Consider the following 5,462-nt stretch of genomic DNA (forward strand, 5'->3'; position numbering starts at 1 on the left):
GGGTCGGTGTACCAGCGGTCGCCCTCGGCCTCGTCCTCGGCGTACTTGTCCTTGAACACCTCGGGCACGTAGCCGAACATGAACCGCTCGCCCTCGGAGTTGCGCAGGACGCCGCCGTCGCCGCGCACCGACTCGGTGACCAGGATGCCCTTGACGCTGGGCGGCCAGACCATGCCGGTGGGGTGGAACTGGACGAACTCCATGTTGACCAGCTCGGCGCCCGCGCGCAGGGCCAGCGCGTGCCCGTCGCCGGTGTACTCCCACGAGTTCGAGGTGACCTTGAACGACTTGCCGATGCCGCCGGTCGCCAGCACCACGGCGGGCGCCTCGAACAGGGTGAACCGGCCGCTCTCGCGCCAGTAGCCGAACGCGCCCGCGACCCGCCCGCCGTCCAGCGGCAGGTCGGTGACGGTGAACTCCTGGAACACCCTCAGCCGCGACTCGTGGTCGCCGGTCTCGACGAAGTCCTCCTGCTGGAGCGAGACGACCTTCTGCTGGAGGCTGCGGATCAGCTCCAGGCCGGTGCGGTCGCCGACGTGCGCGAGGCGCGGGTACTCGTGGCCGCCGAAGTTGCGCTGGCTGATCCGGCCGTCCTTCGTGCGGTCGAACAGCGCGCCGTAGGTCTCCAGCTCCCACACCCGCTGTGGCGCCTCCTTGGCGTGCAGCTCGGCCATGCGCCAGTTGTTGAGGAACTTGCCGCCGCGCATGGTGTCGCGGAAGTGCACCTGCCAGTTGTCGTTCGGGTTGGCGTTGCCCATGGCCGCGGCGATGCCGCCCTCGGCCATGACGGTGTGCGCCTTGCCGAACAGGGACTTGCACAGCACGGCGGTCCGGGCCCCGCGCTGCCTCGCCTCGATCGCGGCGCGCAGGCCCGCGCCCCCAGCGCCGATCACGAGCACGTCGAAGGTGTGCCTCTCCAGCTCGGGCAACGCCCGCTCCTCTCCCTGCCTTCGCCCACCGGCCCCGCCGGAGGTCAGCCGATGAACCTGAGGTCGCTGACGACGCCGGCCGAGACCAGCGCGATGTAGAGGTCGGTCAGGCAGACGAAGACCAGCGACGCCCAGGCCAGGAGCATGTGCCTGGCGTTGAGCCTGGAGACCAGCGTCCACATCCGGTAGCGCACGGGGTGCCGGGAGAAGTGCTTGAGCCTGCCGCCCGCGATGTGCCTGCACGAGTGGCAGGACAGGGTGTACGCGCCCAGCAGGGTCACGTTGACCAGCAGGATGATGTTGCCCAGGCCCAGGCCCGTGGTGAGCGCGGCGAGCGCGTCGTAGGTGTTGACCAGCAGCAGGACCGACGCGGCGAGGAAGAAGTACCGGTGCAGGTTCTGCGCGATCAGCGGGAACCGGGTCTCGCCGGTGTAGCGGGCGTGCGGCTCGGCGACGGCGCACGCGGGCGGGGACAGCCAGGCGGCGCGGTAGTAGGCCTTGCGGTAGTAGTAGCAGGTGACCCGGAAGCCCAGCAGGAACGGCAGGATCACCACGGGCGGGGTCAGGAAGCCGGGCAGCTCGGGCAGCGGCCTGCCGAAGTGCGCGGCCTCGGGCAAGCACTCCTGGCTCAGGCACGGGGAGTACATGGGCGTCAGGTAGTGGTAGTCGTCGACCCAGTAGTAGTCGCCCATGAAGGTGCGCACCGCCGCGTAGGCGGAGATCAGCAGCAGGGCCGCCGCCGTCGCCAGCGGGGGCAGCCACCAGCGGTCCGTGCGGAGCGTGCGCTGTTCGATCCGCGCCCTCATCCCCTCACCTCTCCACGTCGTTGTGGTGCTCGGCGGTGGTGCTCGGCTGTTCGGTTGTGCGCTGTGCGGGTGGTGCCCTGTGCGGTCGTGCCCTGTGCGGGTGGCGCCCTGTGCGGGTGGCGCCGCGCGTGCCCCGTGCGGTGGCGCCCCCGGTGCGACGTCCGGCGGCGGCTCGCCCGCTGTCACCGTTCCGGGTGGTGGTGCTCGGGATGGCGCTGTCCGGTCCGGCTGGAGCCGTTTTCGGCCACCTGACGACCTTGCTTCCGCGCCCGGTTCCTGTCGTTTCCCCATCCGGGTGATGACCGGATCGGGCGTCCCATATGGCGCTTCCGGGGGGTTCCGCCACGTCCGGGCGACGTCCGTCCACAGGGTGGGACGAGCGCCGCGCCGAACCGCCCGCGCGGGCCGCCCGGACCCCCGCCGCCGCGCTGCGGGAACGCGAACGGCCCCCGCGCCGAGGACGCGGGGGCCGCGGGCCGGGCCGGGTCAGCGGCGCTGCCGGTAGCCGCCGAGCCCCTCGTCGTCCGCATCGTGCCAGAGCGAGGCGTCGTAGGGCGTGTCGGGCACGACCACCACCTCCCGCTCCACGTCGGGGGCTTGGCGCGGTCGTGGCGCGATGGGCGCCTCGGACAGGTCGGCGGCGTCGATGTCGAGCCGCTCCACGTCGTTGGCCAGGCGTCGCACGGCGGGCACGTCGCCGTGGCGGGCGCGCACCGCGACGACGGCCTGGCGGAGCCTGCCGACCGCGCGGCGCAGTTCGGCGATCTCGGAGGACGTCATGTCGGGGGACCTCCCTGGGCGTGTTCCGGCGTCCGACTCTGCCCGCTCTCGGGCACTGTGACAAGGGCCACACACCCGTGCGGGGCCGTCCGGATTCTGAATCGTTTTTGTGATCAAGCCCTCTGGTCACCTAGTGTGTGCGCTGTCACGTCCTTCCGTGCGACGCCAGCGCTGTCGTCCACCGGGGCCACCACAGCCCGTGATTACCCACCGGAGACGCAGAGCAATGAGCGACCTGCACCCCGTCGTCGCAGAAGTGACGGCCCGCATTGCCGCCCGGAGCGCAGCAAGCCGGTCCGCCTATCTCGAACGAGTGAACGCCGCCGCGCTTGAGGGGCGGCCAGCGCGCGGGGACCTCGCGTGCAGCAACCTGGCCCACGGGTTCGCGGGCATCACCGGGGGCGACAAGCAGGCGTTGCGCGCGGTGCGCAAGCCCAACGTCGCCATCGTGTCGGCCTACAACGACATGCTGTCGGCGCACCAGCCGATGGACGAGTACCCCTCCTGGATCAAGGAGGCGGCGCGCGGGGCGGGCGGGATCGCCCAGTTCGCGGGCGGTGTGCCCGCGATGTGCGACGGCGTCACGCAGGGCCGCGCGGGCATGGAGCTGTCGCTGTACAGCCGCGACGTCATCGCCATGTCCACGGCCATCGCGCTCTCGCACGACATGTTCGACTCGACGCTGCTGCTCGGCGTGTGCGACAAGATCGTGCCGGGTCTGCTGATCGGCGCGCTCTCGTTCGGCCACCTGCCCGCGATCCTGGTGCCCGCCGGGCCCATGGAGTCGGGGCTGCCGAACAAGGAGAAGGCCCGCGTGCGGCAGCTGTTCGCCGAGGGCAAGGCGACCCGCGAGGACCTGCTCGAAGCCGAGGCCGCCTCGTACCACAGCCCCGGCACCTGCACGTTCTACGGGACGGCGAACTCGAACCAGCTCGTCGTGGAGGTCATGGGCCTGCACCTGCCGGGCGCCACGTTCGTGCCGCCGAACACGCCGCTGCGCAAGGCGCTGACCGAGGAGGCGGCGCGCCGCGCGGTCGCGCTGAGCCGGGGCGAGGAGTTCACCCCGCTCGGGCACGTCGTCGACGTGAAGTCCGTGGTCAACGGCGTGATCGCGCTGCTGGCCACCGGCGGGTCGACCAACCACACCATGCACCTGGTGGCGATCGCGTCGGCGGCGGGCGTCGAGCTGGGCTGGGACGACTTCGCCGAGCTGTCCTCGGTGGTGCCGCTGCTGGCGCGGGTGTACCCCAACGGCGGCGCGGACATCAACCACTTCCAGGCCGCGGGCGGCGTGCAGTTCCTGGTGGGGACGCTGCTGGACGCGGGCCTGCTGCACGGGGACGTGCGCACGGTCGCCGGTCCCGGTCTGGACCGGTACCGCCGCGAGCCGGTGCTCGTGGACGGCGAGCTGGTGTGGCGCGACGGCCCGACCGAGACCCTGGACGCGGCGGTGCTGCGCCCGGCGTCGGACCCGTTCTCGGCGGACGGCGGGCTGCGGATGCTGTCCGGCAACCTGGGCCGCGCGGTGATCAAGGTGTCGGCGGTGGCCGAGGAGCACCGGGTCGTGGAGGCGCCCGCGCGGGTGTTCACCTCGCAGGAGGCGTTCGGGACCGCGTTCAAGGCAGGCGAGCTGGACCGCGACGTGGTCGTGGTGGTGCGGCAGCAGGGGCCACAGGCGAACGGGATGCCGGAGCTGCACAAGCTGACGCCCGCGCTGGGCGTGCTCATGGACCGGGGGTTCAAGGTCGCGCTGGTGACCGACGGCCGCATGTCGGGCGCGTCGGGCAAGATCCCGGCCGCGATCCAGGTGACCCCGGAGGCCGCGGTGGGCGGTCCGCTGGCGCGGGTGCGCGACGGCGACGTGCTGCGGGTGGACGCCGGAGCGGCCACTTTGGACGTGTTGGTGGACCCGGTTGAACTGGGCGCGCGCGAACTGGTGGACTTCCCCCCGGACGCGCAGTCCTGGACCGGCACGGGTCGCGAGCTGTTCGCGGCGCTGCGCCGGTCGGTCGGCCCGGCCGACCGGGGAGCCAGCGTGTTCGGCCCGATCGCCGCCTCGCACTTCGCGGGGCTGAGCAACCAGGAGGTGAGCCGGTGACCACCGCAGCACACGCGACGGCCCAGGATCTGCTGGCGCTGTCCCCCGTCGTCCCGGTCGTCGTCGTGGACGACGCCGAGCACGCCGTGCCGCTGGCGCAGGCGCTGCTGCGCGGCGGGATCGGCGTCATCGAGCTGACCCTGCGCACCCCGGTCGCGCTGGAGGCGATCGAGCGGGTCGCCGCCGAGGTGCCGGAGATCGTGATCGGCGCGGGCACGGTGACCGCGCCGGAGCACGCGGCGGCGGCGGCGAAGGCGGGCGCGGCCTTCCTGGTGACTCCGGGGAGCACGGACCGGGTGCTGGGCGCGGCGGAGGACACGGGCCTGCCGTTCCTGCCGGGCGCGGCGACCGTCTCCGAGGCCATGCGCCTGGCCGAGCGCGGCCTGACCGCCCTCAAGTTCTTCCCGGCGGAGGCGGCGGGCGGCGCGGACTACCTGAAGTCGATCGGCGGCCCCCTGCCGGGCCTGCGCTTCTGCCCGACGGGCGGCATCACGGTGGACACCGCCCCGCGCTACCTGGCCCTGCCGAACGTCGGCTGCGTCGGCGGTTCGTGGCTGGCCCCGAAGGACGCCCTGCTGTCGGGCGACTACGCCCGCATCGAGTCCCTGGCCCGCGCGGCGGCAGCGCTGCGCTGATCAGCGGCGACGCACGAGCGCCACGCACGCCCTCAGGCGCGGCGGTCCCACGGGGCCGCCGCTCCGCTCGTTCCACGAGCCCCGGCCCAGACCACGCACTCCGGGAGCTCGCGCTCACTCGCGCCCCCTGCGCCCGCGCCCGTTCCACGCCGCCGTCCCCGCGCGCCCGTTCCACGCCACCGCCCCAGCGACAGTTCAGCGACGACTCTCAGTG

5 protein-coding genes are annotated in these 5,462 nt (G+C 73.0%); 2 read left to right on the forward strand and 3 right to left on the reverse strand.

Features of this window, described 5'->3' with window-relative positions:
• The 3 genes from ACTUAL_RS21345 to ACTUAL_RS21355 form a co-directional block, all read right to left on the reverse strand.
• The coding region (locus ACTUAL_RS21345) for an FAD-dependent oxidoreductase (RefSeq protein WP_440901492.1) at positions 1–929 on the reverse strand (929 nt) is incomplete at its 3' end.
• Between the two features lie 44 nt (positions 930–973).
• Positions 974–1,735 (reverse strand): hypothetical protein, encoded by a 762-nt coding sequence (locus tag ACTUAL_RS21350; protein ID WP_015800267.1) that lies wholly within the window; start codon positions 1,733–1,735, stop codon positions 974–976.
• Positions 1,736–2,221: 486 nt separating this feature from the next.
• Complete coding sequence (locus ACTUAL_RS21355; protein ID WP_096492041.1) at positions 2,222–2,515, reverse strand: hypothetical protein; 294 nt, start codon at positions 2,513–2,515, stop codon at positions 2,222–2,224.
• A gap of 226 nt (positions 2,516–2,741) precedes the next feature.
• On the opposite strand from ACTUAL_RS21355, the gene edd reads away from it, so the two are divergent.
• Positions 2,742–4,613, forward strand: a complete 1,872-nt coding sequence (gene edd / locus ACTUAL_RS21360; protein WP_177154538.1) for a phosphogluconate dehydratase — start codon at positions 2,742–2,744, stop codon at positions 4,611–4,613.
• A complete protein-coding gene (eda, locus tag ACTUAL_RS21365) occupies positions 4,610–5,248 on the forward strand; it encodes a bifunctional 4-hydroxy-2-oxoglutarate aldolase/2-dehydro-3-deoxy-phosphogluconate aldolase (protein ID WP_096492040.1) in 639 nt (212 codons plus the stop codon). The genes edd and eda overlap by 4 nt, the downstream gene beginning before the upstream one ends.
• The last annotated feature ends 214 nt before the right edge of the window (positions 5,249–5,462 follow it).

It is taken from the genome of Actinosynnema sp. (genome assembly GCF_052038725.1).